Annotated in this window: 25 protein-coding genes and 2 pseudogenes; 17 read left to right on the top strand and 10 right to left on the bottom strand. The window is 65.8% G+C overall.

The features are described from left to right. Together ACOMG5_RS08485 and ACOMG5_RS08480 are read left to right on the top strand one after the other, a co-directional pair. Positions 1–265: integrase core domain-containing protein (locus ACOMG5_RS08485; RefSeq protein ID WP_420343359.1), on the top strand; the 265-nt coding region annotated here is incomplete at its 5' end. A gap of 40 nt (positions 266–305) precedes the next feature. After that, positions 306–431 (top strand): Mu transposase domain-containing protein, encoded by a 126-nt coding sequence (locus tag ACOMG5_RS08480; RefSeq protein ID WP_420343363.1) that lies wholly within the window; start codon positions 306–308, stop codon positions 429–431. Here ACOMG5_RS08480 and ACOMG5_RS08475 read toward each other — a convergent pair. The 5 genes from ACOMG5_RS08475 to ACOMG5_RS08455 all read right to left on the bottom strand — a co-directional run bounded on the left by ACOMG5_RS08475 (position 410) and on the right by ACOMG5_RS08455 (position 5,923). Further along, positions 410–532: an HTH domain-containing protein gene (locus ACOMG5_RS08475; RefSeq protein ID WP_420343358.1), complete on the bottom strand. Its 123-nt coding sequence runs from the start codon at positions 530–532 to the stop codon at positions 410–412. The two genes, ACOMG5_RS08480 and ACOMG5_RS08475, sit on opposite strands and share 22 nt — an antisense overlap. Positions 533–1,348: 816 nt before the next feature. Continuing rightward, the gene (locus ACOMG5_RS08470) at positions 1,349–1,555 is read right to left on the bottom strand and encodes a cold-shock protein (protein WP_420343357.1); all 207 of its coding nucleotides are present in this window, start codon (positions 1,553–1,555) and stop codon (positions 1,349–1,351) included. Between the two features lie 113 nt (positions 1,556–1,668). Next, positions 1,669–1,890, bottom strand: a complete 222-nt coding sequence (locus tag ACOMG5_RS08465; RefSeq protein ID WP_420343356.1) for a hypothetical protein — start codon at positions 1,888–1,890, stop codon at positions 1,669–1,671. A 106-nt stretch (positions 1,891–1,996) separates the two neighbouring features. After that, complete coding sequence (lon, locus tag ACOMG5_RS08460; protein WP_420343355.1) at positions 1,997–4,411, bottom strand: endopeptidase La; 2,415 nt, start codon at positions 4,409–4,411, stop codon at positions 1,997–1,999. Between the two features lie 168 nt (positions 4,412–4,579). Beyond that, positions 4,580–5,923 carry an ATP-binding protein gene (locus ACOMG5_RS08455; RefSeq protein WP_420343354.1) on the bottom strand — a complete coding sequence of 448 codons (1,344 nt, stop codon included), beginning with the start codon at positions 5,921–5,923 and terminating at the stop codon, positions 4,580–4,582. 43 nt (positions 5,924–5,966) lie between these two features. Between ACOMG5_RS08455 and ACOMG5_RS08450 the strand changes: the two genes are divergently transcribed. From ACOMG5_RS08450 to ACOMG5_RS08435, 4 genes are all read left to right on the top strand, one after another. After that, on the top strand, positions 5,967–6,866 hold the full coding sequence (locus tag ACOMG5_RS08450; protein WP_420343362.1) for an MBL fold metallo-hydrolase: 900 nt from the start codon (positions 5,967–5,969) through the stop codon (positions 6,864–6,866). A 448-nt stretch (positions 6,867–7,314) separates the two neighbouring features. Then, positions 7,315–8,343, top strand: coding sequence for an IS110 family transposase (locus ACOMG5_RS08445; RefSeq protein ID WP_420343353.1), 1,029 nt, complete (start codon positions 7,315–7,317; stop codon positions 8,341–8,343). A 648-nt stretch (positions 8,344–8,991) separates the two neighbouring features. Beyond that, a complete protein-coding gene (locus ACOMG5_RS08440) occupies positions 8,992–9,258 on the top strand; it encodes a DUF6429 family protein (RefSeq protein WP_062563512.1) in 267 nt (88 codons plus the stop codon). Further along, positions 9,255–9,641 carry a hypothetical protein gene (locus ACOMG5_RS08435; protein WP_420343352.1) on the top strand — a complete coding sequence of 129 codons (387 nt, stop codon included), beginning with the start codon at positions 9,255–9,257 and terminating at the stop codon, positions 9,639–9,641. Before ACOMG5_RS08440 ends, ACOMG5_RS08435 begins: the two co-directional genes overlap by 4 nt. A gap of 46 nt (positions 9,642–9,687) precedes the next feature. Here ACOMG5_RS08435 and ACOMG5_RS08430 read toward each other — a convergent pair. Further along, positions 9,688–11,474 (bottom strand): annotated as a pseudogene (locus ACOMG5_RS08430) (restriction endonuclease); the annotation flags it as partial. 304 nt (positions 11,475–11,778) lie between these two features. Between ACOMG5_RS08430 and ACOMG5_RS08425 the strand changes: the two are divergent. The 4 genes and pseudogenes from ACOMG5_RS08425 (at position 11,779) to ACOMG5_RS08410 (ending at position 16,945) form a co-directional block, all read left to right on the top strand. Beyond that, entirely contained in the window at positions 11,779–12,078 is a 300-nt protein-coding gene (locus tag ACOMG5_RS08425; protein WP_420343351.1) for a transposase, read from the top strand. A 399-nt stretch (positions 12,079–12,477) separates the two neighbouring features. Then, positions 12,478–13,809, top strand: a complete 1,332-nt coding sequence (locus ACOMG5_RS08420; protein WP_420343350.1) for a capsule biosynthesis protein — start codon at positions 12,478–12,480, stop codon at positions 13,807–13,809. Positions 13,810–13,920: 111 nt separating this feature from the next. Further along, positions 13,921–14,993 (top strand): annotated as a pseudogene (locus ACOMG5_RS08415) (polysaccharide biosynthesis/export family protein). Then, positions 14,993–16,945: a capsular polysaccharide biosynthesis protein gene (locus ACOMG5_RS08410; RefSeq protein WP_420343349.1), complete on the top strand. Its 1,953-nt coding sequence runs from the start codon at positions 14,993–14,995 to the stop codon at positions 16,943–16,945. Before ACOMG5_RS08415 ends, ACOMG5_RS08410 begins: the two are co-directional and overlap by 1 nt. Here the strand turns inward: ACOMG5_RS08410 and ribD are convergent. Together ribD and nrdR are read right to left on the bottom strand one after the other, a co-directional pair. After that, entirely contained in the window at positions 16,942–18,030 is a 1,089-nt protein-coding gene (gene ribD / locus ACOMG5_RS08405; RefSeq protein WP_420343348.1) for a bifunctional diaminohydroxyphosphoribosylaminopyrimidine deaminase/5-amino-6-(5-phosphoribosylamino)uracil reductase RibD, read from the bottom strand. The genes ACOMG5_RS08410 and ribD overlap by 4 nt on opposite strands. Further along, on the bottom strand, positions 18,027–18,494 hold the full coding sequence (gene nrdR, locus ACOMG5_RS08400) for a transcriptional regulator NrdR (RefSeq protein ID WP_420343347.1): 468 nt from the start codon (positions 18,492–18,494) through the stop codon (positions 18,027–18,029). The genes ribD and nrdR overlap by 4 nt, the downstream gene beginning before the upstream one ends. A gap of 321 nt (positions 18,495–18,815) precedes the next feature. Here nrdR and ACOMG5_RS08395 point away from each other — a divergent pair, with 321 nt between their 5' ends. Beyond that, positions 18,816–20,357, top strand: a complete 1,542-nt coding sequence (locus tag ACOMG5_RS08395) for a glucan biosynthesis protein (protein WP_420343346.1) — start codon at positions 18,816–18,818, stop codon at positions 20,355–20,357. On the opposite strand, the gene ACOMG5_RS08390 is transcribed toward ACOMG5_RS08395, so the two are convergent. After that, a complete protein-coding gene (locus ACOMG5_RS08390; RefSeq protein WP_420343345.1) occupies positions 20,324–20,713 on the bottom strand; it encodes an ArsR/SmtB family transcription factor in 390 nt (129 codons plus the stop codon). The two genes, ACOMG5_RS08395 and ACOMG5_RS08390, sit on opposite strands and share 34 nt — an antisense overlap. A 216-nt stretch (positions 20,714–20,929) precedes the next feature. On the opposite strand from ACOMG5_RS08390, the gene ACOMG5_RS08385 reads away from it, so the two are divergent. The 6 genes from ACOMG5_RS08385 to ACOMG5_RS08360 all read left to right on the top strand — a co-directional run bounded on the left by ACOMG5_RS08385 (position 20,930) and on the right by ACOMG5_RS08360 (position 24,346). Further along, positions 20,930–21,271: an AtpZ/AtpI family protein gene (locus ACOMG5_RS08385; RefSeq protein WP_420343344.1), complete on the top strand. Its 342-nt coding sequence runs from the start codon at positions 20,930–20,932 to the stop codon at positions 21,269–21,271. A gap of 2 nt (positions 21,272–21,273) precedes the next feature. Further along, complete coding sequence (locus tag ACOMG5_RS08380) at positions 21,274–22,038, top strand: F0F1 ATP synthase subunit A (RefSeq protein WP_420343343.1); 765 nt, start codon at positions 21,274–21,276, stop codon at positions 22,036–22,038. 53 nt (positions 22,039–22,091) lie between these two features. Then, the gene (locus ACOMG5_RS08375; RefSeq protein WP_420343342.1) at positions 22,092–22,328 is read left to right on the top strand and encodes a F0F1 ATP synthase subunit C; all 237 of its coding nucleotides are present in this window, start codon (positions 22,092–22,094) and stop codon (positions 22,326–22,328) included. A 74-nt stretch (positions 22,329–22,402) separates the two neighbouring features. Then, on the top strand, positions 22,403–22,939 hold the full coding sequence (locus tag ACOMG5_RS08370) for a F0F1 ATP synthase subunit B' (protein ID WP_420343341.1): 537 nt from the start codon (positions 22,403–22,405) through the stop codon (positions 22,937–22,939). 4 nt (positions 22,940–22,943) lie between these two features. Beyond that, on the top strand, positions 22,944–23,498 hold the full coding sequence (locus ACOMG5_RS08365; RefSeq protein ID WP_420343340.1) for a F0F1 ATP synthase subunit B: 555 nt from the start codon (positions 22,944–22,946) through the stop codon (positions 23,496–23,498). A gap of 161 nt (positions 23,499–23,659) precedes the next feature. Further along, positions 23,660–24,346, top strand: a complete 687-nt coding sequence (locus ACOMG5_RS08360; RefSeq protein ID WP_420343339.1) for a GntR family transcriptional regulator — start codon at positions 23,660–23,662, stop codon at positions 24,344–24,346. A gap of 1 nt (position 24,347) precedes the next feature. On the opposite strand, the gene ACOMG5_RS08355 is transcribed toward ACOMG5_RS08360, so the two are convergent. Continuing rightward, positions 24,348–25,661 carry an amidohydrolase family protein gene (locus tag ACOMG5_RS08355; protein ID WP_420343338.1) on the bottom strand — a complete coding sequence of 438 codons (1,314 nt, stop codon included), beginning with the start codon at positions 25,659–25,661 and terminating at the stop codon, positions 24,348–24,350. Between the last annotated feature and the right edge of the window lie 114 nt (positions 25,662–25,775).

The following is a 25,775-nucleotide window of genomic DNA, read 5'->3' as shown; positions in this document are numbered from 1 at the left end:
CAGGATGCGGGACGAGTTCTTGAACGAGACGCTGTTCCGCAACCTTCCCCATGCCCGTGATATGATCGCGGCCTGGGTCACCGACTACAACACCGCAAGGCCCCACTCGGCCCTCGGCTACCAGACCTCCGCAGGCTTCGCCCGGCACCTGACCACCGCAATCGCCCGACCCGCTGCACGCGATGAGGGTTCCGCGCGCCGGGCGATTGCTCATCCCACGCCGAAAGGCGTAAATCAGCTACCGGCTCCGGTCGCGGCTGGATGAAAGACCAGTGGCAGGTCACGAACGCTTCCGAACCCGCGAAATGGCGTGTCTGCAGCCGCTGCCCGCAACCTCTTACGATTATGGCAGCTGGCGCCTCGGCCTCAGGATCCAGCGTCACTACCACGTCAACGTCGAAGGGCGGGATTACAGCGTGCCTTCCACCTGATCGGTGACCCCTGTCTCCTCGGCCAGAATCCGGCCGCTCACCGGCCGCCGATGCCGGCGCAGGGCTTGCAAGAGGTCGAAGAGGCGCTCAGAGCGGGACATGCGACACCAACGAAATATCTCGCCGGATAATGCCAGTATGGCGGCCCATTGTCTTTAGCCGCGCAGCCGGGGGTTTCCGATTGCGCTCGCCTTTAGCCCTTGCGGGGATGTCTGGTATATCCCGTGTATCATTTGCGAGCATCTCGCAAGACAGGGAGGCCATGGCGTCCTTCTAACGAGAAACCCGTGTGAGGGCCGATACCAGCTCAAGAAGCGCAGCTGAAGCCGCGCATTTTGATGCTTGCGCCCCAAGGCGAGGAAGACGATAGGCTCCGAATGCCGCGATAAGGAATCCGCCAATGCCGCTGCGAGACCGGCGATAAGGCTGAATTGGGGAAGCCAGAGCGGCGATTTAACCCTTGCATGAATGAATGCGGCGGGAAGGCCGAAGCGGGCGGACATTCAAGCCGGGAAGAAGAAGACGCCGGAGCGAGAGGCCTGCGGCAGGTGCGCGAGATCCCGCGCGAGGCGCCGTCTGCTCTTGCCGTGATCGAAGGCACGGCTTTGGCACTGCCGGAGACCCTTGGATTTGGCCGACTTGGAGGGTGAATCTATCTCTGCCCGGGAGGCCCGTCATGATCATCAGGCCGGAACCGATTTGGCAGATCTTGAAAAGCCCGCCGTGAGGGAAGGCGCTCTCTTCCAAGATATCCATGGCGCAAAATCAGCGTCAGGTGACCACTAAAGATCAGGCGGTCCTCCAACACTCGCAGGCCTCCCTCCCGCACGGAAGGCTTGCCTCGAGGCCAAACAGCAAGTCTAATGGAAATGGTGAGGCAAAACGCCGCCCGCCTCACCGGTCGCTGTGGAAAGCGCTCAGGCCAGAGCCAGATTGACCGCCGAAACCTTGCCATTGCGGCCGGTTTCCGCATCGTAGGTGATCTTCTGACCGTCGTTCAGACCACGGAGGCCAGCACGCTCAACCGCCGAGATGTGAACGAAAACGTCAGCGCCACCGGCTTCCGGCGCGATGAAACCATAACCCTTGGTTGCGTTGAACCATTTCACGGTGCCTGCGGCCATCGTGATATCCTTTTTTAATCATGCCGCCCGCGACATTGCGGCGGCCCGGCACAGCGAGAAATCGAAGCTGGCCGTGAAGGATCAGAGACGAGATTGGCGATGCACCGCTATCCTTAGCATAACTGTTCGCTGAAGGCAAAATCTCCGCTGCCTTCCGGAACCGCATCGCGCGAAACATCAGGAATGCCCTGCAAGCCATAGTTAAAACAGCATTTTATTCGCTTGCGCAGGGCAAAAACCAACCCGCGCCGCACAGAAACGTGAGACATGGCCCCGCGAATCTGCAGCGGCCTGGCCACCTCTAGAGCGTAGCGATTCAGCTTGCACGCCGCCATCTGTCGGCGCATTCGGTGAAGCGAATCCGGCGCAATGGCCAGCTTTCCGCCAGCCATACAGGCCGCAAACACAAACGCGCCCCGGAGGGCGCGTTCAGGTTTTTCATCAGTGGGCTACGGCGCCCAATCCCTCGCGGGCCGCGGCGGCCCTGGCGGCCGCGGCAGCCTCCTCGGCCGCCTCATCCCACTCGACCGGCTCCGGCATCCGCACCAGCGCGCGCGGCAACACCTCGCGCACATGGCTCACCGGGATGATCTCGAGGCCCTGCTTCACATTCTCCGGAATATCCGCCAGATCCTTGGCGTTCTCATCCGGGATGAGCACGGTCTTGATCCCGCCTCGCAGCGCGGCCAGCAGCTTCTCCTTCAGCCCGCCGATCGGCAGCACATTGCCGCGCAGCGTCACCTCGCCGGTCATCGCCACGTCCTTGTGCACCGGGATCCCGGTCAGGACGGAGACGATGGAGGTGACCATCGCGATGCCCGCGCTCGGCCCGTCCTTGGGCGTTGCGCCTTCGGGGACGTGCACGTGGATGTCCAGCGCCTCGAATTTCGGCGGCTTGATGCCCAGATCCGGCGAGACCGAACGCACGTAGCTCGACGCAGCCTCGATCGATTCCTTCATCACCTCACCGAGCTTGCCGGTGGTCTTCATCCGGCCCTTGCCCGGCAGGCGCAAGGCTTCGATCTGCAGCAGGTCGCCCCCGACCGAGGTCCAGGCGAGGCCGGTGACGACACCCACCTGATCCTCCTTCTCGGCCAGACCGTAGCGGAACTTCTTCACGCCCAGATAGTCCTCGGCCTTGGCAGCATCCACCGAGACATGCTTGACCGCACCCTTGGATTTCAGGATCTCGGTCACCGCCTTGCGCGCCAGCTTCGCGATCGAGCGCTCCAGCGACCGCACCCCCGCCTCGCGGGTATAGTAGCGGACGATGTCGCGCAGCGCGGCTTCGGAAACGTCGAATTCCGCGGCCTTCAGGCCATTGGCCTTCATCTCCTTCGCCACCAGGTGCTGCTTGGCGATCTCGATCTTCTCGTCCTCGGTATAGCCCGAGAGCGGGATGATCTCCATCCGGTCCATCAGCGGCTCCGGCATGTTGTAGCTGTTCGCCGTGGTGATGAACATCACGTTGGACAGGTCGTATTCGACCTCCAGGTAATGGTCGACGAAGGTCCCGTTCTGTTCCGGATCCAGCACCTCCAGCAGCGCCGAAGCCGGATCGCCGCGGAAATCCTGCCCCATCTTGTCGATTTCATCGAGCAGAATGAGCGGATTGGTGGTCTTGGCCTTCTTCAGCGCCTGGATGATCTTGCCGGGCATGGAGCCGATATAGGTGCGCCGGTGGCCGCGGATCTCGCTCTCGTCGCGCACACCGCCAAGGGCGATGCGGATGAACTCGCGCCCCGTGGCCTTCGCCACGCTGCGCCCGAGCGAGGTCTTGCCAACGCCGGGCGGGCCGACGAGGCACAGGATCGGGCCCTTCAGCTTGTCCGACCGCGCCTGCACCGCCAGATACTCGACGATCCGCTCCTTGACCTTGTCGAGGCCATAGTGATCGGCATCCAGTACGGTTTCGGCCGCCGTCAGGTCTTTCTTGACCCGCGACTTGATCCCCCACGGCAGGCTCAGCAGCCAGTCGAGGTAATTGCGCACCACGGTGGCCTCGGCCGACATCGGCGACATCGTGCGCAGCTTCTTCAGCTCGCCCTCGGCCTTTTCCCGCGCCTCCTTGGAGAATTTGGTCTTGCGGATCCGCTCCTCGAGCTCGGTCAGCTCGTTCTGGCCATCGTCGCCATCGCCGAGCTCCTTCTGAATGGCCTTCATCTGCTCATTCAGATAGTACTCGCGCTGCGTCTTCTCCATCTGGCTCTTGACGCGCGATTTGATCTTCTTCTCCACCTGCAGGACAGATACCTCGCCCTGCATCAGGCCATAGACCTTCTCCAGCCGCTCCGAAACGTCGAGCGTCTCCAGAAGCTCCTGCTTCGCCTTCACATCGAGCCCGAGATGCCCGGCGACGAGATCCGCCAGCTTCTCGGCCTCCTTCGTCTCGGCCACGGCGGCCAGCGCCTCCTCGGGCACGTTCTTCTTGATCTTCGCGTACCGCTCGAATTCCTCGGCGACAGACCGCAGCAGCGCCCGGATCGTGTCCTGATCGCCCTCGGTTTCGGTCAGCGGCTCCACATGCGCCTCGAAATAGGCGTCATTGGGCAGGAATTCGGTGATCTGCACCCGCGTCTTGCCCTCGACGAGCACCTTCACGGTGCCATCGGGCAGCTTCAGCAGCTGCAGCACATTGGCGAGAACGCCGGTGCGGTAGATGCCGTCCTCGCTCGGCTCGTCCACGGACGGGTCGATCTGGCTCGCCAGAAGGATCTGACGATCGTCCGACATCACCTCTTCCAGCGCGCGGACGGATTTCTCCCGGCCCACGAACAGCGGCACGATCATGTGGGGGAACACCACGATGTCGCGCAGCGGGAGGACCGGATAGGTGGTCGAGAGGGTCTCGGTCATATGTTTTCCTCTGTGGCGAAAGGGCGGGGCCCCGCCCCTGCGGCAGCCATGTCCCTTCCCGGTTTGACGATATCTAGGGGGTGTGCGCCCCCCGTTCAACCAGTGCTCCCACCGGCGCTGTCATCTTGACTTCACATTGACGGCGACTCGATGCGGGGGCAAGCCCCCTCAACGTGGCAACACCAGCTCTGCCAGCAGCCCGCCCATCCGGGCACTCTCGCCGAGCTTCAGCCCGCCTCCGTGGCGGCGCAGGATATCGGCCGCGATCGCGAGGCCGAGACCGACCCCCTGCCCCCGGTTCTGGTTGCGCGACGGATCGAGCCGGGTGAAGGGCTTCATCGCCTCCTCGCGCTGCCCGGGCGGGATCCCGGGCCCATCGTCCTCCACCAGGATCCGGACGGATTTCGCCGAGACCAGCAGCGAGACTTCGGCCCGCGTGCCATAGCGCACGGCATTGCCGATCAGGTTTTCCATCACCCGGCGGATGCCATCGGGCCGCACTGCGATCACGACCTCCTCCTCCGGCGCCGCGGCCAGCGTGACCGGCTTGCCCGCGCGCTGCGCATCCTCGACAAGGCGCCGCACGAAAGCACGCAGGGGCACCGGCTCCGGATCGCCCGCGATCGCGCCCTCGCGCGAGAACTCCAGGAAAGCGTCGATCATCTTGCCCATCTCGGACACGTCGCGCTCCATCGCCTGGATCTCGTCGCGGGTCTCGGCATCTTCGGGCAGCATCGAAAGCCCGAGCCGCAGCCGCGTCAGCGGCGTGCGCAGATCGTGGCTGATCCCCGACAGCATCAATGTGCGCTGCTCGATCTGCCGCTCGATGCGCGCGCGCATATCGTTGAAGGCCCGCCCGGCGGTGCGCACCTCCGCCGCCCCCGACGGATGATAGGGCAGGTTCTGGCCCTTGCCGAAAGCCTCCGCCGCCCGCGCGAGCCGCATGATCGGGCGCAGCTGATTGCGCAGGAAGATGAAGGCCACCAGCGTCATCAGGATCGAGACCATGAGCATCAGCACCAGAAGCTGATGCGGATTGCTGGCCGACACCAGATCGCGGATGAAGCTGATCCGCATCGCGCCCCAGCGGCCATCGACATAAATCGTGACCCGCGCGCCGTTCGAGAGGTCGATCGCGCGCACCTCGGGCAGGGTCTTGCGCACAGTGTCGATCACGACGATGCCGGTCAGGTCGATCGGCCGGCGCCGGTCTCCGCCGAGCTGGCGCGGGCTTATATCCGGCAGTACAACCGTCAGCCCCAGCGGCTCGGCCAGATCGCCGATCACGCCACGCGCCGCCTCGAGCGTCGGCGCGCGGTCGACCCGGTCCACCAGCATGGATACCTCACGCATCATCGTTTCCGTCATCTGACGGGTGACGCGTTCGAAATGGCGCTGAATGAAGACGACGGACACCACAAGCTGGATCGTGATCACCGGGACGACCAGGATCAACGCGGCCCGGCCGTACAGGCTGCGCGGCATCATCTGTTTGAGCCAGGCGAAATTCATGGCAAAACCCTATCCGGGACCGCGGCGGAGGAAAAGCGCGATGATGCAGGAACTGGAACCGGGCATCCGGCGCATCGTGGCGCCGAACCCCTCGCCGATGACGGCCGCGGGCACCTGCACCTATGTTCTGGGCGAAGGCGCGGTGGGCATCATCGACCCGGGCCCGGCAGATCCTGCGCATATCCGCGCCATTCTGCAGGGCTTGAACCCCGGCGAGCGCGTCGCCGAGATCCTGGTCACCCATGCCCATCTGGACCATTCGCCCGGCGCGCGCCTGCTCGCGGAGGCGACCGACGCCCCGGTGCTGGCCTTTGGCCCTCCGGAGGCGGGCCGCTCCGCGGTCATGGCCGAGCTGGCCCGCAAAGCGCCGCTCGGTGGCGGCGAAGGCGTCGATGCCCTGTTCCGCCCCGACGCCTGCCTGGCCGATGGCGCCGAGACGGGCGCTGCCACCTGGCAGGTCCGTGCGCTGCACACGCCCGGGCATTTCGGCAATCACCTCAGCTTCGCCTGGGGCGCGCGGATCTTTTCGGGGGATGTGGTGATGGGCTGGTCTACGACGCTGATCTCTCCACCGGATGGCGATCTCGGCGATTATTTTCGCTCGCTGCGCCGCCTTTCTTCGGAAAATCCGGCTGTGCTGTTTCCGGGCCATGGCGATCCGGTCCCTTCGCCGCTTGCGCGCATGTCCGAACTGGCGGCCCACCGTCACGCGCGCTCCGCCCAGATCCGTGCTGCGCTGGCAGATGGCCCGAAAGATGCCGCATCCCTGACCGCCGCGATCTATCAGGACCTGGCGCCAGCCCTGATCCCCGTCGCGCAGCGCAATGTCCTCGCACATCTTCTGGAAATGGTCGCCAACGGCGAGGCTCAGCCGACCGAGGCGCTGGCGCCGCATGGGCGATTTGCATTGTCACATGCCGTTTCTCGCTCAGCCGTATTATGACCCGCTTCCGGTTTTGCGCCCATCTTGCCCGGCTGGGCCGGCACGGGGTTCGCGCTCCACGGGGCTGATGCCGCCCGGTTGCGCGTGCCGCCGGCGCGGGTTGCAGGGGCGTTCGATATGGTCGGACATGCCGGCGCGGGCGGCATCGGGATGCGGAGAGCTTGCGGGCAGTGCCTTCGGTCTTCCGCGCGGAATTGTCCCAGCTGTTGCCCGCCCGGCGCATCGCGCAGGTGATCGCGCTCCGGCCATAAGGCATTGAAACTGCGCGCTTGTGTGGTGCGGTCGCTGGCCCGGGCGATGCAGCAGAGCCTCGGCCCCACCGAGTATCGCGCCCGTGGCTTGCTGCTCATGCTGCAATGGAGATGGGGTGGATGCCGCTCTCACCCTGACGGCATCGCGATGTGCCATACTCGTGGTGTCGAAGCACAAGCTGAAGGAGAGTGCATCCATGGAAGAAGTTAGCATTATCGGGGTCGATCTGGCAAAGAACGTGTTCCAGCTGCACGGGGCGGCAGCGGATGGGGTGGTTGTTTTCCGCAAGAAGCTGTCGCGACTGCAGTTTGCGCGATTCATGACGGACCATCCCGCATGCGACGTGGCGATGGAGGCGTGTCCCAGCGCGCACCATTGGGCGCGGGAATTGTCCGCCTACGGGCACAGCGTCCGGCTCATTGCGCCGCATTACGTCAAACCGTTCATCAAGCGCCAGAAAAACGACGCCGCCGACGCGGAAGCAATCGTTGAGGCAGCGATGCGTCCGACCATGCGGTTCGTCGAACCCAAGACCGAAGCCCAACAGGCCCGGGCGGTGGCGTTTCGCGCCCGCGAGCAGATCGTGAAGCAGCGGACCGAAGCGATCAACGCCCTTCGCGCGCACCTCTATGAATTCGGGCATGTGGCGCCGGAAGGGGTCGGATATATCCCGCGGCTGGCGAAGGTGGTCGAGGATCCTGGTTCGGGCCTGCCTGACCTGGCGCGAGACATCTGCCGCATGGTTCTGGAGCAGATCGAACTGTTGACGTCCCGCCTTACCGCAGTCTCGGCAAAGCTCGCCGCCGCGTCCAGGGCGGCCGCCATGCCCCGGCAGTTACAGACCATGCCGGGTGTCGGACCGATCACTGCGCTCGCAGTCGAAACCTTCGCGCCGCCGATGGACCAGTTCCGGCGTGGCCGCGATTTTGCAGCTTGGCTCGGGTTGGTGCCGCGGCAACATTCTTCTGGCGGAAAACAGAGGCTGGGGAAAACATCGAAGATGGGGCAGCGGGACATCCGGCGACTGCTTGTCACCGGCGCGATGGCGGTGGTCCGCTGGGCGCTGCGCCGTGGCGCACCGCAAAATCCCTGGCTTGAGCGCATGCTGGAACGCAAGCCGCCGATGGTCGCAGCCTTCGCGCTGGCCAACAAGATGGCGCGCGGCATTTGGGCGATGCTGACGCACGGCGAGGACTATCGCGATCCGGTGATGGCCACCGCCTGATCGGGCGCGTCGGCAGGAACGGAACGCAGAGTTGTGAGGAAGGCATGATCCGAATGGGCAAATGATCGACATGATCCGGGTTGGGCAAACCAGGAACCTTCTCAGAGCTTCGAGCTCGCTGTTGGAGATTTGGCCCCGGTCCGCGCATCACCATCCCGGCCAGCGGCATCTATCGGGCCGCACTAACAGGCCTGACAAGAGTCCGCACTCGATCACATGTCTAATGTTCAGAAATTCCTTGCAAATGAGGGCGGCATCCACAAGAGAAGGTTGGATATCAGACCCATCCCCTCCGCCACTTGCCCTCGCGAAAGCGTTCTCCCGATCCGGCTGTGGCCGGATTTTTCCGTTGTTTTCGAGGGTTATGCGGGTGTGGCTTTGCACTGGCGTCCTCACTACAGAGACCGAACACGTTCTCTTGAGCCCGACATTCTCCGGACCTCTCGACTGCGCGCATTCGGTGTAGAGCCCGTAACCAGAGGAAAACATTGGACCAATTCCGCGCGCCACCTGAACACTTCGATGCCAGTGGCGTTCACGGAAAGGAACGGAAATCCAACCAGCTCTTTTTCCTGAAGCCTCGCAAGTCCCTTCCGCCATTGAGAATTTCCGCCGACGACGGCATCCTGTCGGTGAAGGAGGCTATACATGGCGGAACCGGACCTCGACACCGATAAGCTCGACGACGCGGCGCTGGCGATCCTCAGCCTGACGCTGCATGACGGCAATCGCGTCTGGAAAGGGATCGACTGGTCGATCACCGACCGGCTGCACGCCAAGGGGCTGATCCACGATCCCATCGGCAAGACGAAATCGCTCGCCCTAACGGAAGATGGACTGGCGCGAGCGGAGGCGGCTCTCGCCGAGTTGTTCGTGAAGCCGCAGTCGAAGAATCCAGCAAGGTCCGAACCATGAAATCGACCGATGAAGACCGCATCGCGGCGCGTCTGGCCAAACTGATGGCGATGATCTGTGTGCGCAACACGGGGATCGAGGAATTGCACGCGGGGACCGTCCCGGTCACCCACACGGGCGATTATTCGGACGTGTTCATCGCCGACGCCGACGGCCGCCAGATTCGATGGTCTGACGCGTCCCATCTCGACGACGACCAGATGCGAAGCCTGATGCGGCAGATCGTCGACCGGCTCTACACCTTTCACCTCAAGGCTGACGATCAGGGGTTCCGCGACCACCTCGACCGTTGGCTGACCGTCGCCGAACGATGGGACGAACCGAAGCTGGATGAGTCATTCCTTGCGACCATCTCCCGCGGGGAAGCCAAACTGCCCAGTTAGCCATTCGCGGTCAGGTCGGGCTTCGACGGATGGTCGCCGGATCCAACTATGAAACGGGTTCCACAACGGCCGAGTGCTTCGTGACAATGTCCTGAATTTCCGCGGGCTTGAACGCGACATCCCATGCCCAGTGGCCGAAGCCGCCCGCCGCGTTGACCGCCTTCACCCACTCGTTCAACGCGTCCCGCTTGGCCTTGTTCTGGGGGCTGTCGGTGCCCTTGATCTCAAGCGCCAGAATGGTGCCGCTGGTAAGGCGCACGAGGAAGTCCGGAACATACCGGCGCCGTGAACCGGCCCACATGTAGTAGATCTGGAACCCGAGGTGATCGTTCTTGGCATAGGCGATGACGTCTTCGCGCTTCTCGAAGATATTCGCTGCATGTCCCTCCCAAGACGAATCCCCGACCAGGTGGCTGATATGCGACTTGGTGGTCGGAAAGCACGGCTTGGTGGTGTACCAGGTCCGCATCTGGCCGGTGGCGCCGATGGCGTTTTCCTCGTCGAACACCGGCGTCAGACGCTCCGTGTTCTGCTCGGTCACGTTGCTCAGCACATGCTGAACGACAAGGTCGATGTTGAGCGCGATCAGAATCCGCCGCCGAAGCGGGTCGGAGTGGAACAGCGACGGGATGTCGAGGCGGTCGGAGTTGAGGAACGCCTCAACGATCCTGACCAGCTGCGCCGCCAGATACTCGTGGCTACCCGAAAAGCCGTGGCTGAGTTCGGCGAAGGCCTTCCGTGCCGCCTGAAAGACGAGACGTTGCAGGCGGAAGCCGTCTGGCAGCTTCTCGAGGTCGATGGCGGTCACCTTGCCCATGTCCGTCGCGCCGCCGAGCGCCGGAGCCAATTCCGCGCTGATTGGCGTGCTGGCAGGGTCGAGCACAAGCGGCGCTACCTTGCCCCAGTCCATGGCAAGTTGCGGTCTCACGACCGTTTCAACTTCATCCCCGCCATCTTCGAGACCGTCTCGACCACGTCCATGGCAAGTTGCGGTCTCACGACCGTTTCAACCCGCAGCACGTTCGGCCAGCGAAGTTCCAGATGGGCCCGCTCGGGCACGACTTCGATCTGCGTGGTCGGCTTGGGAGGCGGCGGAGCCTCCCCGCCTTCGCCTGTTTCCGAAATGGAAAGCGGCACACCGAAGACGTTGACGTATTCGGGCAGGAACAGGCCATTCTCGTCAGTGTCGTAGGACACCCTACGCAATCCTCGCCCGACGACCTGTTCGCAGAGTAGCTGGGATGTGAAGGCGCGGAGACCCATGATGTGCGTGACGTTCTTGGCGTCCCATCCCTCCGACAGCATCGCGACCGATATGACGTTCTGCAGGTCTTGTCCGGCCGCTCCCCGCTTCCCGACATTGTCCACGATCTCGCGCAGCAGTTCTTCCTTCTTCAGGGCGCGGAACTGTTGGCGGCGGGTCTCGGGGATGGTCGCGGCGTCGATGATTGCCTTCAGCCGCGCCTCGTAATCCTTGTCGGATGTCGCGGTCTCGCCGATCTCAGCCTTTTCCAGCACCTTGGAATCGACCCGGAGCGTTCGGGTCGGTGCGTGCAGTTCGGGCCAGTGCGCATCGCCCTTGTTGAAATAGGTCTCGATGCGGGCTGCGGTTTCGGTGCGGTTGCAGACCGTCAACATGACCGGCGGGGAATGATGCCCGGCCTCCTGCCATTGCGCCCGGGTTTCCCGCCAGTCGGCACCGAGCAACGTATACGCGTCCTGGACCAGCTTTGGCAGCGCCTCGTGCGCTTCGGCCTTGCGGTTCAGGTCTTCGGAAACGGTCGGGTCGCGGTAGATGTGGTAGAGCTTGGAACGCAGCGTCTTGGCGTCCGGACCGTCCATGTACTTCGCCATCGATAGAGCGAAACGCACCGCAGCGTCTATCTTTGCGATGGGCTGCGTGCCCAGCAGGCGGCGTCCGTTTGGCGATAGGAAGTAGGTGGCACCACAGTGTCGGACGGGAGCGGTATCCCGACGATGACATGGTTCCGGCCGGTGCAGATCATCGGCATCAGCGGATCTCCTTCGCTTCCAGTTGAATGATGCGGGCTTCCATGAGCTCCCCCCCCGAGAATTGGACAGTTACGGAAGCTACGATCTGACGTCTGCTGATCTCCACACCCGAGGAGATCAGGGCATGTGGAAACGCAGGAACCGCGATGCGGCGTTCAAGGCTCGCGTGGCTCTGGAAGCCGTGAAGGGGGAGCGCACGGTGTCGGGACTGGCCGCCGAGCATGGCGTGGATCCAACGATGATCCATCACTGGAAGCGATCGCTGCTGGAGGGTGCCGCAGGCATCTTTGAGCGCGGTGGCACGGCCGCTGTGGCGGCGGAGGGTGCCGAAGAAACGGTCCGTGACCTGCATGCCAAGATCGGAGAGCTGGCCGTCGTCAACGATTTTTTGTCCCGAAAGCTCAAGCCCTGGATCGGCACGTGAGGCGGGGCATGATTGATCGCGACCAGCTTCGTGACCGAAAGCAAGCTGTTGCGTCGGCGCTCGAGGATGTGCGCTTTGCGCACATTTATTTTTCCCTGCACTGATTTCATTGAATAACTTCTGGCCAGACAGGTGCTGCAGGTGCCGCTTTCGCCGGGACGTGTCAAACCAAGTGTCACAGAACTTCCGTAACTATTATGAAAATATAGAAAAAAGCGGATAATCTTCAAATCGAATGTCTCCGCTGGCTGTCGGCTCCGCTCCCCCTCCCGCATTTGCGCCCTTTCGGCCCGTTCCGGGCACGATTCGGCCACAATCCGCGGTGCGCACGCTGGTATCTCGCGAAATCGCGTGACAATCGGCGCCGCGCGTCGCACAGCAGGGCCAGAGGCCCACCCCATGACAGACCGTACCTACCTTCTCCTGCAGGGGCCGCACGGGCCCTTCTTCCGGCAGCTCGGCCAAGCGCTGCGCGCGACCGGCGCGCGGGTGCTGCGGGTGGGGTTCAACCGCGGGGATGCCGTGTTCTGGGGCCGCGCGCCGGGCTATATTCCGTATGGTGGGCGGCCGGAGGACTGGCCGGCCTGGATCGCGGCGCTGATGGCGGGGCAGGGGGTGACGGACCTCGTCCTCTATGGCGACACCCGGGCGATCCACGCCCAGGCGATCCGCGCGGCCCACGCCCGCGGCATCACCGTGCATATCTTCGAGGAAGGCTACCTGCGCCCTTACTGGGCCACCTACGAGCGCGGCGGCTCCAATGGCCATTCGCGGCTGATGCAGACCTCCGTCGCGCAGATGCGCGCAGCCCTTGGCGGCAGCGCCCGCCCGCTGCCCGAGGCGCCCGCGCTCTGGGGCGATCTGCGCCATCATGTCCTCTATGGCGCGCTCTATCATTTCTGCGTGCTGTTCAATGGCCAAGCCTATCCGCATTTCGTGGCCCATCGCGGGGTTTCGGTGATGCAGGAGTTCGGGCTGTATCTGAAGCGCCTGCTCTCCATGCCGCTGCGATGGGCGCGGCGGGTGGCAGAGACGCGCCGGGTCCTGAGCGGTGGCTCCGCCTACCATCTGGTGCTGCTGCAGCTGGAGCACGATTCCAGCTTCCGCAGCCATTCCGGCTTCGCCTCGCAGACGGAGTTCATCGACCTCGTGCTCGCAGGCTTCGCCGCGGGTGCGCCGCCGGATCACCATCTGGTGCTGAAATCGCATCCGCTGGAAGATGGCCGCGCCCCGATCGCGCGCGCGATCCGCGAGGGAATCGCGCGCCACGGGCTGCAGGGGAGGGTGCATTTCCTGCCCGGCGGCAAGCTTGCGGCGCTGCTCGCGCAGGCGCGCTCGGCGGTGACGGTGAATTCCACCGCCGCGCAGCAGGTGCTGTGGCGCGGGCTGCCGCTGCGGATCTTCGGCCGTGCCGTGTACGACAAGCCGGAATTCGTGTCGCGCCAGCCGCTTGCGGCCTTTTTCGCCGCGCCGAGGCCGCCCGACCCGCAGGCCTATCGCGCCTATCGGGCCTATCTGCTGGAGACCAGCCAGCTCCCCGGCGGCTTCTATGCGGCGCGCGCGCGCCGCGTGCTGCTCGCCCGGGTCGTGGGCATGATGCAGGCGGTGGAGGACCCGTATGACCGGCTCCGCTCGGGCACCGCGGCGCCGCGGCCACAGTTGCCTGCCGCGCGCCCGGCTTCGCCGCCCGGCACGCGAGACGGACTCGCCAAGGAAAACGTGCTCGGATAGGTTGCGCGAAATCAGCGATCGCCCTTCGCGGGCGTCCAGCATGGGGCCCGCGCAGTGACCGTATTCTCCTCCCGCCGATCCGTGGTCTTCGGCCTGAGCGCCGCACTGCTGATGCCCGGCTGCAGCCTGCCGCGCTCGGGCCCGCGCCGGAGCGAGATTTTTGCGGGGGCGGTCGAGCAGGGCGGCAATGCCTTCGTGGTGCCGGTGGATGCCCGGGTCGCGCGGCTTGCGGCGCAGCAACCTGCGCTCGGCTTCGGCTCGGATTTACCGGAACCGGCGTCATGGGCTCGGATACGATCAGCGCCGGCGATACGCTGACGCTGACCATCTGGGAGAACGTCGAACAGGGTGTGATGAGCCAGAAGGGCACGCCGACGCAGCTCACCGAAGTGCAGGTGGATGGCAATGGCAACATCTTCATTCCCTATGCCGGGCGGATCAAGGCGGCGGGCAACACGCCCGAGGCCCTGCGCGGCATCATCACCGAAAAGCTCGCGAGCCAGACGCCCAATCCGCAGGTCGCGGTGGCCCGCGCACCGGGCGATGGCGCGACCGTCTCCATCATGGGCGAGATCGCGGCGCAGGGGGTCTATGCGATCGAGCGCCCGACCCGGACCCTGTCTGCGATGATCGCGCGGGCGGGCGGGGTCAAGATCAAGCCCGAGGTGGCGAAGGTGACCGTGACCCGCGGCAGCCGCACCGGCACGGTCTGGCTGAAGGACCTGTACAAGAACCCGAAGCTCGATATCGCACTGCGTCCCGGAGACGTGATCCTGGTCGAGAAAGACACCCGCGCCTTCACCGCGCTTGGTGCCACCGGGGCGCAGGCGCGCGTGCCCTTCGAGACGCAGAGCCTCTCGGCGCTGGAGGCGCTGGCATCGGTGGGCGGGCTGCAGACCAATCTGGCGGATCCGACCGGCGTTTTCGTGTATCGTAACGAAACCGCGGCCATCGCCAATGCCGTTCTGGGGCGGAGCGACCTCAGCGGCGATCAGCGTATCGCCTATGTGCTGAACCTGACCGAGCCCGATGGAATGTTCGTCGCGCGGTATTTCCTGATCCGCGACGATGATACGATCTATGTCACCGAAGCGCCCTATGTGCAGTGGCAAAAGAGCCTTTCGGCGCTGGCGGCCCCGGTCACCACGGCAAATTCGGTCGACAGCCTGGCCTCCGGCGGCTGATGGCCGGGCGGCCCCGGCTGTATCCGTATACCGCGGGGTTTCTGCGCCGCGATGTGCGGCGGATCCTGGAGGCCTCGGGCTGGGCGCTGGCGCTCGGCCTGCCGGGGCCAGAAGATCGTGTGGCGGTCTGGGGGCGGGGCGGGCGCGCCTGGCGCGGCGAGGCTGTGGCCCGGCGGACGGGCGCGGGCATCGTGCGGGTGGAGGATGCGTTCCTGCGCTCCGTCCATCCGGGGCGAGACCGGCGCGCCCGGGGGCCGCTCGGCCTGCTGATTGATCCTGTGGGGCTTCATTACGACGCTTCGGCCCCTTCGCTGATCGAGACACTGGCGCTGGAGGCTGTGCATGAGCCTGCACTTATCGAACGCGCGCAGGACGGAATCGCGCGGCTGGTCGCGCTCGATCTGTCAAAATACAACATTCACCACGAAGCACCGCCTGCGCCCGGCTATGTTCTGGTGGTGGATCAGGTCCGCGGCGATGCCTCCGCGCCGGATCCGGGGCTGTTCGCGGCGATGCTTGCCGCCGCGCGGCGCGCCCATCCCGATGCGCGGATCGTGATCAAAACCCATCCGGAGACTCAGGCAGGCCTGCGCGCAGGCCATTTCGGCAGGGCGCAGTGCGATGCCCGTACCGAAATCTGCGCGGGGGCGGTATCGCCCTGGCGGCTGCTGGAGGGGGCGATCGCGGTCTATACTGTGTCGTCACAGCTGGGCTATGAGGCGATCCTGGCGGGGCATCGGCCGCATGTGTTCGGAACGCCGTTCTATGCCGGATGGGGGCTCAGCACCGATGCCGTGCCGGTCCCGCGCCGCCTGCCGCGCAGTGCGGCGCAGCTGTTCGCAGCGAGCCATCTGCTGGCCCCGAGCTGGTATGATCCTTGCCGCGCGCGCGCCTGCAGTTTTGAAGACGCCGTGGATCAGCTGGAGGCCGAGGTGCGGGCTTGGCGGCAGGACCGGGCCGGGCATGTCGCCTCCGGCATGCGGCTCTGGAAGCGGCGGCACCTGCAGAGGTTTTTCGGCACCGAGCGGCCGGTGCGTTTCGTCGAGCCGCCGTCGCGGGCGGCGCGCGTGGCGGCGCGTTCCGGGCGCGGGTATATGGTCTGGGGCGGGGCGGGGGAGGCATTGCATGTCGAGGACGGGTTTCTGCGCTCGCGCGGGCTTGGCGCGGCGCTGGTGCCGCCGCTGTCGCTGGTCGTGGACGGGCTGGGCATCTATTACGATTCGACGCGCCCATCGGAGCTGGAGCGGCTGATCGCGGCGCCGTTGCCGCCCGGCGGGCGGGCGCGGGCGCAGCGGCTGATCGCGGCGATCCGGGCCGGGGGGCTCTCGAAGTACAATCTCGGCGGCGCGGTGCCGGAGCTGCCACTGGGCCATCGGATCCTGGTGCCCGGGCAGGTCGAGGATGACGCTTCGCTGCGCCTTGGTGGCGGCGAGACTTGTACAAACCTGTCTTTGCTGCGCCTCGTTCGCGCCAAAAATCCCGAAGCAATTATCTTTTTCAAACCTCACCCGGATGTGGAGGCTGGCTTGCGCCCGGGCGCGGTGCCGCGGGGCGAGGCGCTGCGCCATGCCGATGCGGTGCTGGATGGGGCAGATCCTGCGGCGCTTCTCGATGCGGTGGACGAGGTCTGGACGATGACATCGCTTCTCGGCTTCGAGGCGCTGCTGCGCGGCATCCCCGTCACCGTCACCGGCGCGCCGTTCTATGCGGGCTGGGGCCTCACGCGGGATCTGGGCGCGGTGCCCGCGCGGCGATGCGCGCGGCCGGATCTGCTGCATCTGGCCCATGCGGTCCTGATCGCCTATCCGCGGTATCTGGATCCGCTGTCGGGGCGGGCCTGCCCGCCCGAAGTGGTGGTGGAGCGGCTGATCCGGGGCGGCCTGCCGCGCGAGAACCGGGTGCTGGCGCGGCTGCAGGGGCTCATGGCCAGCCGGGCGCATCTGTGGCGCTAGCGGCGCCACCGGTGCAGGATATCGCCGCCGAGGGTTTCCACCGATTGCAGCGTGAAGCGGGGCGCATCGGCCAGATGCTCGAGCCGCAGCGGGCCGAGCGCCGCCCGGCCATCGCCGCCAAGCGCCACGCCGGCGGTGAAGCCTATCAGCTCATCGACGAGCCCCGCGCGGAGCAGCGCCGCCCCGAACACGCCGCCCCCCTCGCAGAACACCCGGGTCAGCCCGCGCGCACTGAGGGACGTCAGCATCGCCTCCGGGTCGAGCTGGTTTTCGCGCTCGGGCACTTCGATCACCTCTGCGCCGAGATCGCGCCAATAGGCGCGCTCGGTTTCGGGCGCATGTGGCCCGTGCAGCAGCCATAGCGGAGCCTCCGGCACCGATGCCGCCAGCCGCCCATGCGGCAGGCCCAGATGCGCCGCCGCCACCACCCGTACCGGCGGCCGCAGCGGGGCGAAGCTGCGCACGGTGAGCAGGGGGTCATCGGCCCGTGCGGTGCCGCCGCCCACCAAGACCGCATCAAAGCGCGCGCGCAGGGCATGGACCCGCACCCGCGCCTCGGGCGAGGTTATCCACTGGCTCTCGCCATTGCCGAGCGCGATGCGGCCATCGAAACTGGTGGCGAGCTTCAGTGCGACCCAAGGCCGGGCGCGCGTGATCCGGCTCAGGAACCCGGCCTGCAGCGCCCGCGCCTCGGCCTCCATCACCCCGGTCTCCACCGTGCCGCCCGCCGCCCGCAGCAGCGCATGGCCGCGCCCGGCCACCCGCGGGTCCGGGTCCTCATGGGCCGAGACCACCCGCGCCACCCCGGCCGCGATCAGCGCTTCGGAGCAGGGCGGGGTCTGCCCGTGATGGGCACAGGGCTCCAGCGTCACATAGGCGGTGGCGCCTGCCGCAGCCGCGCCCGCCTGATCCAGCGCGCGGCGCTCGGCATGGGGGCGCCCGCCCGGCTGGGTCCAGCCACGGCCGACGATGCGCCCTTCATTCACGATCACGCAGCCCACTGCCGGATTGGGCCAGACATTCCCCAGCCCCCGCGACGCCAGCGAAAGCGCCAGCGCCATGTAGCGCCGGTCGGCCTCGCTCACTCGCTTTCCCCGGTATGGGGGCGCAGCTCGGAGACGAATTTGTCGAAATCGCCCGCGGCCTGGAAGTTCTTGTAGACGCTGGCGAAGCGCACATAGGCGACGGTATCGATCCGGGCCAGGGTTTCCATCACGATCTCGCCGATGGTGCGCGAGGGGATGTCGGTCTCGCCGAGGCTTTCCAGCCGCCGCACGATGCCGGAAATCATCTGGTCGATCCGCTCGGGTTCGATCGGGCGTTTCTGCATGGCGATGCGGATCGAGCGTTCCAGCTTGGCGCGGTCGAAATCCTCGCGCTTGCCGGAGGATTTCACCACCACCAGGTCGCGCAGCTGCACCCGCTCATAGGTGGTGAAGCGCCCGCCGCAGGCCGGGCAGAAGCGCCTGCGCCGGATGGCCACGTGATCCTCTGCCGGACGGCTGTCCTTCACCTGCGTATCGACATTGCCGCAAAATGGGCAGCGCATCGCGATCCCTCTCCAAATTTTCCGCCGGATATGGGGTCTTACGCCCCGTTTGCGACGAGACTATAGGGAGGCACCGATGGCTTGGGTAGCACAATTATCCACATACCAGATGCAGGGGTGTGGGTGTGGCCGGTGGGACTCAATCCGCCCAAACCCATGCATCTGCGGCAACACTCTGCCCGCACTCGCAGAATCCCCGTTTTCAAGGCCCGCGTTCGCGCATATGGAGGGATCGAGGCCGGGGTGGTCCCGGTAATGGAGAGTCCCTTCATGTTGAGCAGGAGAGCCCTTCTGCAGGGAGCCACCGCGATTGCGGGCGCGATGCTCCTTCCGGTCCGTCTGACGGCACAGACCGCCCCCGTTCCCTTCAGCTACGAAGCGCTGGTGCAGGATGCGCAGCAGCGTGCGGCAACGGCCTATGTGCCGCCCTATCAGCCGATGCCGGAGGTGACGAAGCAGATCGATTACACCCAGCATGGCAAGCTGAAGTTCCGCCCCGATAAGGCGCTGTTTGCGGGCCAGGCCGGGTCCGGGCTGCCGGCGGGCTATCCGCTGGAGTTCTTCCACCTGGGCCAGTATTTCACCAAGCGCGTGCGGATGCACAGCGTGGTGAACGGCCAGGCGACGGAAATCCCCTACAGCACCGAATTCTTCGAGATGCCCGAAGACAGCCCGGCGCGGCAGCTGCCGCCGGATGCGGGCTTCGCGGGCTTCCGCCTGCAGGAATGGTACACGGAGGCCGACTGGCCGCGGCAGGACTGGGTGGCCTTCCTCGGCGCCTCCTATTTCCGCGCCATCGGTGCGGCGGGGCAGTATGGGCTTTCGGCCCGCGGGCTCTCGCTCAATGCCGCCGACCCGAACGGGCCGGAGGAATTCCCCGATTTCACCGATTTCTACATTCAGGAAGCCACCGATCCGAACGCGCCGGTGGTGATCTGTGCGGTGCTGGACAGCCCGAGCGCCACCGGCGCCTACCGCTTCCACATGATCCGCGGGCTCGACCGCTCGGGCGGCGTGCAGATGGAGATCGAGGCTTCGGTGTTCCTGCGCAAGGATGTGGCCCGGCTCGGCCTGACGCCGCTGACCTCGATGTTCTGGTTCGGCGAATATGGCAAGCTGCGGCTGTCGGACTGGCGCCCGGAAGTGCACGATTCCGACGGCCTCGCGATGTGGACCGGCTCCGGCGAGCGGATCTGGCGCCCGCTGAACAACCCGGCCTTCACCCGCGTTTCGGCCTTCACCGACGAGAACCCGCGCGGCTTCGGCCTGCTGCAGCGCGACCGCAACTTCGACCACTTCCTCGATGGCGTCATGTACGACCGCCGCCCGAGCCTCTGGGTCGAGCCGATCGCGCCCTTCGGCCGCGGCACCGTGCAGCTGCTGGAAATCCCGACCGACGACGAGATCCACGACAATATCGGCGCCTTCTGGGTGCCGGAGGCGCCGGCCACCGCGGGCAGCCGCTACGACCTGCACTACCGGCTCTACTGGCAGAACACAGAGCCGCATCCGGCCGAGAACATCGCCCAGACCATCGCGACCCGGATCGGGCGCGGCGGTACGCCGGGCCTGCCGCGGCCGCCGGGGGTGTATCACTTCGGCGTCGAATTCGACCGGCCGACGGTGATGCAGCGGATCCCGTGGGGCGTGTTCCCGGAGGTGGTGGTCACCTCCAGCGCCGGCACGATCAGCCGGGTCTTCTCCGAGCCGGTGCCCAACGGCAACGTCTGGCGCGCGAATTTCGACATCGAGATCGGCGCGGACGAGACCGCCGAGCTGCGCATGTATATGGCGATGGATGGCGTGCCGCTGACCGAGACCTGGACCTATCAGTTCTCGCCGCGCACGGCGATGGACATCTGATCCTCCATAGGCCCCGCTTCGGCGGGGCCTTGCAATTCCTGCTCCAGGAAGCGCTCGAAGGCATCGAGGTCCAGTGGCTCCAGCAGGCCGAAGCTCTGGATCCAGGTGATCGCGCCCGCCATCGCCTGCGGCTCCAGCTTGCACCATTTCACCCGGCCGCGTTTTTCCTGGGCGATCAGCCCCGCTTCCGCCAGGATCTGCAGGTGCTTCGAGATCGCCGCCAGCGACATCGCGAAGGGCTCCGCCACATCGGTGACGGCCATGTCATCCTCCAGCAGCATCGTCAGGATCGCCCGGCGGGTCGGGTCGGCCAGGGCCGAGAAGATCGTGTCGAGAGGGGAGGGCGCGGATGTCATGGCCTCAGTGATGCGGGGCGGGGCGGAAAACGTCAACCTTCCGGTTGAATATGCGAAACCGCCCCGAATCCGGCGCAGGCCCCGCCGCGGCTGCGCGCGAAATTCGGAAATATGGCTGTTTCAATGGGTTATGGCGTTTTCTGCGGGCGCTAACGGAATTGACTCACGCGGCCGTGACGACTATCAAGCGCAAGAGTTGTCGCGGGGGTGGTTGTCATGGCCGAACGTCCGACGGACGAGCCGGATCCCGAGCGCCTGAAAGCGCTGGAGGAGAAGCTCGCCGCAAGGCGCAGGGCCGAGGCGCCGAAGCCCGCAGCCGATGACCGGTTCCGTCAGGCCGATATGGCATGGCGGATGGTGATCGAAATGGTTTCGGGGCTGGGGATCGGCTTCGGTATCGGATACGGGCTCGATGTGCTTCTGGGCACGCAGCCCTGGCTGATGCTGGTGTTCACGATCCTGGGCCTGGTGGCGGGGGTGCGCGTGATGATGCGCACGGCCGCCGAAATGAACAAGGCGAGGGCCGCTTCCGGGGCGGCCGATGAAGAGGGAAGATAAACGTGGCTGAGAGCGGCGAAGGTCTTGCGTTCCACCCGATGGATCAGTTCACCGTCAAACCGTTGTTTGGCGAGGGCCCGATCCACTGGTACACGATCACCAACGTGACCCTGTGGATGGCGATCGGTATCGTCGCGATCATCCTGCTGATGGTCGTGGGCTCCGCGCGCCGGTCGATCGTGCCGAGCAAGGGCCAGTCCCTGGCCGAGCTGATCTACGGTTTCGTCCACAAGATGGTCGAGGACGTGGCGGGCAAGGACGGGCTGAAGTTCTTCCCCTATATCCTGACCGTGTTCCTGTTCATCCTGTGCTCGAACATCCTCGGCCTGCTGCCGAAAGCCTTCACGCCGACCTCGCATATCGCCGTCACTGCGGTGCTGGCGGTTCTGGTCTTCGTCTCGGTCACGGTGATCGGCTTCGTGAAGAACGGCGCGCATTTCCTCGAGCTGTTCTGGGTCAAATCGGCGCCGCTGGCGCTGCGCCCGGTGCTCGCGGTGATCGAGATCATCTCCTACTTCGTGCGCCCGGTCAGCCACTCCATTCGTTTGGCTGGCAACATGATGGCGGGCCACGCGGTGATCAAGGTCTTCGCCGCCTTCGCGCCGCTGATCCTGATGTCCTTCGTCGGCGTGATCGTCACCCCGCTCTCGGTCCTGGCGATCACCGCCATGTATGGCCTCGAGATCATCGTGGCGGTCGTGCAGGCCTACGTCTTCACCATTCTCACCTGCGTCTATCTGAAGGACGCGCTGCATCCGGCCCACTGAGGGCCGGATCCGAGAAACCCTTGTAACCCTTTCAATCCTTAAGGAGCATCCAAATGGAAGGCAGCATCTCCGAATTCGGTCAATACCTCGGCGCGGGCCTGGCCTGCATCGGCATGGCGGGCGCCGCCATCGGGGTGGGCAACGTCGCGGGCAACTTCCTGAACGGCGCCCTGCGCAACCCGTCGGCCGCCGCCGGCCAGACCGCCACGTTGTTCATCGGCATGGCCTTCGCCGAAGCTCTGGGCATCTTCGCGTTCCTCGTCGCGCTGCTGCTGCTGTTCGCAGTCTGATCCCTGATCACTACCTTTCCGTCGGATGGGTCCTGTAGGGCCCATCCGGTGTTATGAGGGTCCAGGGGGACGATATGGAACAAACACACCAAGCGGTCGAGGGAGCCCACGCAGCGTCGGGCGCCGGGATGCCGCAACTGGATATCTCGACCTTCCCGAACCAGATCTTCTGGCTTCTGGTCGCCTTGGTCGTGATCTATCTGGTGCTGTCGCGCATCGCGCTGCCGCGCATCGCGGCGATCCTGTCGGAACGTCAGGGCACCATCGCGGGCGATATCGCCGCCGCGGAGGACTACAAGCTGAAGGCGAAAGACGCCGAGGCCGCCTATGAAAAGGCGCTGGCCGACGCGCGCGCCCAGGCGCAGAAGATCGTGGGCGAGACCCGCGCCGAGATCCAGAAAGACCTCGACGCTGCGACCGCCAAGGCCGATGCCGAAATCTCCAAGCGCGCCGCGGAGTCCGAGGCGAAGATCGCCGAGATCCGGGCCGGCGCGGTTGCTGCGGTGGAAGCCGTCGCGAAGGATACCGCCGAAGCCATCGTTGCCGCCCTCGGTGGCAAGGTTGATGCCGAGGTTGTCGCCGCTGCGGTCGGTGCGCGGGTGAAGGGGTAAGGACATGAAGAAACTTTCGCTTCTGCTGATCCTTGCCGCCCATCCGGCGCTGGCTGCTTCGGGGCCGTTCTTCTCGCTGCACAACACCGATTTCGTCGTGCTGATCGCCTTCCTGGTGTTCGTTGCGATCGTGCTGTGGGCGAAGGTTCCGGCGAAGATTTCCGGCCTGCTGGACAAGCGCGCTGCGGGGATCAAGTCGGATCTGGACGAAGCGCGCGCGCTGCGTGAGGAGGCCCAGTCGATCCTGGCCACCTATGAGCGCAAGGCCCGTGAAGTCCAGGCGCAGGCGGATGCCATCGTCACCGCGGCCAAGCGCGATGCGCAGGCGGCGGCCGATCAGGCGAAGGCCGATCTGCAGACCTCGATCGCACGCCGCCTGAAGGCTGCGGAAGATCAGATTGCTTCGGCCGAATCCCAGGCCGTCAAGGCGGTCAAGGATCAGGCGGTTCAGGTTGCGGTTGCGGCGGCAGGCGAAGTCCTGGCGAAGCAGCTGAGCGCTTCGGAGAAGGGCAAGACCATCGACGCCGCCATCGCCGAGGTGAAGGCGCGCCTGCACTGAGCCCAAGGTGCTGCTGAGATCTGGAAGCCCGGCCCTTCGGCCGGGTTTCTTTATATCTGCACCCGCTGCCCGGGCACTGCGCCCGATGAACGCCGCCGTTGACGGCGCGCTGCGGATCGGCTCTATCCTTGAATGGAATGCCATCTATGGTCAGGTGTGCCTTGAGTGAACTCGATCCCGTAACGCCCGCTGCGGCGGATGCCCATGCGGCGGCGCTTCATGTCGCGCAGGTGCTGCGTGACCGGATCGTGCACGGGCAGATCCGTGCGGGGGACCGGATCGTCGAGCGCCGCGTTTCGGCCGAGCTCGCGGTCTCGCGCACGCCGGTGCGCGAGGCTCTGAAGCTGCTGGAGGCGGACGGGCTGATCCGCATTTCCCGCAACAAGGGCGCGCAGGTCACCGGCCTCACGGCGGAGGAGGCGCTGCACCTGTTCCAGGTGATCGGTGTGCTTGAAGGGCTAGCGGCGCGGCGGCTGGCCACCGAGGCGGATGCCGGCGTGATGGAGCGTCTGGAGGGGCTGCATGACCGCATCCTGTTCCATTATCGGCGCTCGCAGATCGAGCCCTATTTCGAGGCGAATTCGGCCGCGCATGATCTGATCGTTGCGTCCTGCGGCAATCCGGTTCTGGTGGGGCACCACCAGCGCACGATGCTGATGGCGCGCAGGGGCCGGTTCATGGCGATCATGAGCCCCTCGCGGTGGGCGCAATCGGTGGAGGAGCACGAGATCCTGATGCAGGCCCTGCGCGCGCGCGATGCGGATGCCGCCGCGGCGATCTGGGCCACGCATCTGCGCCATACCGGCGAGACCCTCGCCGCGGTGCTTCGCGACGAGGGCAGGCCCTGAGCTAGGCCCGGGCGCGCGCCCAGAGCCGCTCGGCCACCCGCTGCGCCTCGGCGATGACTTCGGCCGGGTCCGCCCTTGTCGGGCGCCCGTCGCGCACCAGGATCTCGCCGTCGCAGACCACCGTCCGCACATTGGCCGCCGATCCGGAGTGGACGATGATGCCATAGCCGTCGATCGCCGGGCGCAGGTTCGGCGCATCCGGGTCGAGCAGGATGAAATCCGCAGGCCCGCCCTCCGCGATGCGGCCGCTGGCGCCGTGCCCGCGCAGGGCATCCGCCCCGGCGGCCGTGCCCCAGCCGAAGACCTGCCGCGCACCCAGCACAAATTCCATCTCCGCGCGGCGGCGCGCCGAAGCAATGGCGGTGCGCATCGCCTCGAACATATCGGCGGATTTCGTGTCGGTGCAGAGCGTGATCCGGGCGCCCGCGGCCTCCAGCGCCAGGATCGGCGCGGCTGCGCCGAAGCTCGCATTGCCGATCGGGGCATGGGCGACGACGACCTTGTTGCGGCCCATCCGGGCGATGTCGTCGTCGCTCAGGAAGATGCAATGCGCGGCGATCAGATCCGCGTTCAGCAGCCCCACATCCTCTAGCAGCTGGACGGGGCTCATGCCCTCTCGCGCCTGAATCTGCGCGACTTCCATGCGGGACTGGGCCAGATGAGTGTGAACCTGCTTCCCGGTCTCCTCTGCCAGCCGGGCAAAAGTGCGCAGCATCCCACGCGAGCAGGTGTCGGGCGCGTGCGGCGCGAGGATGGTCGAGATCCGCCCTCCCGCCTTGCCCTCCCAGTGCGCGATCAGATCCAGCGCATCGCGCAGCGTGGTCTCGCCAAGCGCCGGATCGTGCACGAAGCGCCCCTCGGCCAGCGCCGCAGTATCGGCATCCATCACCCGGCCCCCGATCAGCGCCCGCGGCCCGAGCTCGGCTGCGGCACGCGCCAGCGCATCGGGCTTGCGGTAGTAGTCCACAATCGTCGTGGCGCCAGCCATCAGCATCTCCATCACCCCAAGCCGCGCCAGCGCCAGCGTCTCCTCCCCGGACAGCCAGTGCCCCTGCGGCACCCCCGGCGTATAGGCGGGCGCGAAGCCCAGGTCCTCGACCATGCCGCGCACGATCATCAGCGGCGAATGGTTGTGCGTGTTCACCATCCCGGGCAGGCAGAGCGCCCCGCGCGCATCGATGACCTCTGTTCCCTCGGGTGGCATGCCCAGATCGCCAATCCGCTCGATCCGGCCGCCGCGCACCGACAGGCTCGTGGGCGCGGACAGATCCGAATCGCCGGTCAGCAGGCGCAGGTTCTTAAAATGGAATGCCATTTGTATAGTCACAGAGGTCTCCTCTTCAGCATGGGCGCATGTTTTGCGCCCATTATTTGCGCGTTGTGGAATTTCTGGCGCGGACGGCCGCGCCGTCGTTGCCATTGCTGCCCT

This window comes from Paenirhodobacter sp. (assembly GCF_041916475.1).
In the GTDB taxonomy this organism is placed as follows: Bacteria; Pseudomonadota; Alphaproteobacteria; order Rhodobacterales; family Rhodobacteraceae; genus Rhodobacter.
Note: the sequence above shows the minus strand (reverse complement) of the source record. Positions and strands in the feature narration are given on the sequence as shown.

What these genes read in the sequence shown, in the direction of transcription:
- ACOMG5_RS08420 (WP_420343350.1), top strand. Translation starts at nt 12,478, where the DNA reads ATGACAGACCGTACCTACCTTCTCCTGCAGGGGCCGCACGGGCCCTTC.
- ACOMG5_RS08450 (WP_420343362.1), top strand. Translation starts at nt 5,967, where the DNA reads ATGCAGGAACTGGAACCGGGCATCCGGCGCATCGTGGCGCCGAACCCC.
- ACOMG5_RS08445 (WP_420343353.1), top strand. Translation starts at nt 7,315, where the DNA reads ATGGAAGAAGTTAGCATTATCGGGGTCGATCTGGCAAAGAACGTGTTC.
- ACOMG5_RS08385 (WP_420343344.1), top strand. Translation starts at nt 20,930, where the DNA reads ATGGCCGAACGTCCGACGGACGAGCCGGATCCCGAGCGCCTGAAAGCG.
- ACOMG5_RS08465 (WP_420343356.1), bottom strand. Translation starts at nt 1,890, where the DNA reads ATGGCGGCGTGCAAGCTGAATCGCTACGCTCTAGAGGTGGCCAGGCCG.
- ACOMG5_RS08425 (WP_420343351.1), top strand. Translation starts at nt 11,779, where the DNA reads ATGTGGAAACGCAGGAACCGCGATGCGGCGTTCAAGGCTCGCGTGGCT.
- ACOMG5_RS08435 (WP_420343352.1), top strand. Translation starts at nt 9,255, where the DNA reads ATGAAATCGACCGATGAAGACCGCATCGCGGCGCGTCTGGCCAAACTG.
- ACOMG5_RS08470 (WP_420343357.1), bottom strand. Translation starts at nt 1,555, where the DNA reads ATGGCCGCAGGCACCGTGAAATGGTTCAACGCAACCAAGGGTTATGGT.
- ACOMG5_RS08395 (WP_420343346.1), top strand. Translation starts at nt 18,816, where the DNA reads ATGCTCCTTCCGGTCCGTCTGACGGCACAGACCGCCCCCGTTCCCTTC.
- ACOMG5_RS08355 (WP_420343338.1), bottom strand. Translation starts at nt 25,661, where the DNA reads ATGGCATTCCATTTTAAGAACCTGCGCCTGCTGACCGGCGATTCGGAT.
- nrdR (WP_420343347.1), bottom strand. Translation starts at nt 18,494, where the DNA reads ATGCGCTGCCCATTTTGCGGCAATGTCGATACGCAGGTGAAGGACAGC.
- ACOMG5_RS08410 (WP_420343349.1), top strand. Translation starts at nt 14,993, where the DNA reads ATGGCCGGGCGGCCCCGGCTGTATCCGTATACCGCGGGGTTTCTGCGC.
- ACOMG5_RS08390 (WP_420343345.1), bottom strand. Translation starts at nt 20,713, where the DNA reads ATGACATCCGCGCCCTCCCCTCTCGACACGATCTTCTCGGCCCTGGCC.
- ACOMG5_RS08370 (WP_420343341.1), top strand. Translation starts at nt 22,403, where the DNA reads ATGGAACAAACACACCAAGCGGTCGAGGGAGCCCACGCAGCGTCGGGC.
- ACOMG5_RS08475 (WP_420343358.1), bottom strand. Translation starts at nt 532, where the DNA reads ATGTCCCGCTCTGAGCGCCTCTTCGACCTCTTGCAAGCCCTGCGCCGG.
- ACOMG5_RS08455 (WP_420343354.1), bottom strand. Translation starts at nt 5,923, where the DNA reads ATGAATTTCGCCTGGCTCAAACAGATGATGCCGCGCAGCCTGTACGGC.
- ACOMG5_RS08480 (WP_420343363.1), top strand. Translation starts at nt 306, where the DNA reads ATGGCGTGTCTGCAGCCGCTGCCCGCAACCTCTTACGATTATGGCAGC.
- lon (WP_420343355.1), bottom strand. Translation starts at nt 4,411, where the DNA reads ATGACCGAGACCCTCTCGACCACCTATCCGGTCCTCCCGCTGCGCGAC.
- ACOMG5_RS08440 (WP_062563512.1), top strand. Translation starts at nt 8,992, where the DNA reads ATGGCGGAACCGGACCTCGACACCGATAAGCTCGACGACGCGGCGCTG.
- ACOMG5_RS08375 (WP_420343342.1), top strand. Translation starts at nt 22,092, where the DNA reads ATGGAAGGCAGCATCTCCGAATTCGGTCAATACCTCGGCGCGGGCCTG.
- ACOMG5_RS08365 (WP_420343340.1), top strand. Translation starts at nt 22,944, where the DNA reads ATGAAGAAACTTTCGCTTCTGCTGATCCTTGCCGCCCATCCGGCGCTG.